The organism is Ruegeria sp. HKCCA0370 (assembly GCF_013033705.1).
GTDB lineage: Bacteria > Pseudomonadota > Alphaproteobacteria > Rhodobacterales > Rhodobacteraceae > Ruegeria.
On the sequence record NZ_WQEP01000031.1, the window covers coordinates 1 to 1774 of the forward strand.

A 1774-nucleotide genomic window follows, 5' to 3' on the forward strand; every position below is an offset into this window, starting at 1 on the left:
ACTCAGATGAAGATGACGACGGAAGAGGCGTTTGTTAAGGTTTTGCAGATGCACGGGATTGAGCATGCGTTCGGGATCATTGGATCCGCGATGATGCCGATCTCGGACTTGTTCCCGAAGGCCGGGATCATGTTCTGGGACTGTGCGCATGAAGGCAGCGCGGGGATGATGGCGGATGGCTACACCCGCGCCACCGGCAAGATGTCGATGATGATCGCGCAGAACGGCCCGGGCATCACCAATTTCGTGACCGCCGTAAAAACCGCCTATTGGAACCACACGCCGCTGCTGCTGGTCACCCCGCAGGCGGCGAACAAGACCATCGGTCAGGGCGGTTTCCAGGAAGTCGAGCAGATGAAGCTGTTCGAGGACATGGTCGCCTATCAGGAAGAGGTCCGCGACCCGACCCGCGTCACCGAGGTTCTGAACCGCGTGATCATGAAAGCCAAGCGCGCCAGCGCCCCGGCCCAGATCAACATCCCGCGTGACATGTGGACCCAGGTGGTTGATGTTGATCTGCCCGCCATCGTCGATTTCGAACGCCCTGCGGGCGGCGAAACCGCCGTGGCGCAGGCGGCCGAGCTGCTGTCGACCGCCAAGAACCCGGTGATCCTGAACGGTGCGGGCGTGGTTCTGTCCAAGGGCGGGATCGAGGCCTCGAAGGCGCTGGCCGAGCGTCTGGATGCGCCGGTCTGCGTGGGTTATCAGCACAACGACGCCTTCCCCGGCAGCCACCCTCTGTTTGCCGGCCCGCTGGGCTACAACGGCTCGAAAGCCGGGATGGAACTGATCAGCGAGGCCGATGTTGTTCTGTGCCTCGGCACCCGTCTGAACCCGTTCTCGACCCTGCCGGGCTATGGCATGGAATACTGGCCGGCCGAGGCCAAGATCATCCAGGTCGACATCAACCCCGACCGGATCGGCCTGACCAAGAAGGTCACCGTGGGCATCGTGGGAGACGCGGCCAAGGTGGCGACCGGCATCCTGAACCAGCTGAGCGACACCGCGGGCGACGAGGGCCGCGACGCGCGCAAGGCGAAGATCGCCGAGAAAAAGTCCCGCTGGGCCCAGCAGCTGAGCAGCATGGACCACGAGGATGATGATCCGGGCACCACCTGGAACCAGCGCGCCCGCGCGGCCAAGCCCGACTGGATGAGCCCCCGCATGGCGTGGCGCGCCATTCAGGCGGCGCTGCCGAAAGAGGCGATCATCAGCTCGGATATCGGCAACAACTGCGCCATCGGCAACGCCTATCCGTCCTTCGAGGCGGGCCGCAAATACCTGGCGCCGGGCCTGTTCGGGCCCTGTGGCTATGGCCTGCCGGCCATCGTCGGCGCCAAGATCGGCTGCCCGGACGTGCCGGTCGTGGGCTTTGCCGGTGACGGCGCCTTCGGCATCGCGGTGAACGAACTGACCGCGATCGGCCGCGAGGAATGGCCTGCCGTGACCCAGATCGTCTTCCGCAACTATCAGTGGGGCGCGGAAAAGCGCAACTCGACCCTGTGGTTCGATGACAACTTCGTCGGCACCGAACTGGATACCAAAGTGTCCTACGCCGGTATCGCGCAGGCCTGTGGCCTGAAGGGCGTCGTGGCCCGCACCCAGGACGAGCTGACCGCAGCCCTGAACCAGGCGATCGAGGATCAGAAGAACGGCATCACCACGCTGATCGAGGCCCTGATCAACCAGGAGCTCGGCGAACCCTTCCGCCGCGACGCAATGAAAAAACCCGTCGCCGTCGCAGGAATCTCGGCCGACGACATGAAAGCTCAGG

The 1774-nt window shown here is 64.3% G+C and carries 1 protein-coding gene; it reads left to right on the forward strand.

The features are described from left to right. Positions 1 to 6 precede the first annotated feature (6 nt). The coding region (gene xsc / locus GOW31_RS21795; protein ID WP_171172791.1) for a sulfoacetaldehyde acetyltransferase at positions 7 to 1774 on the forward strand (1768 nt) is incomplete at its 3' end.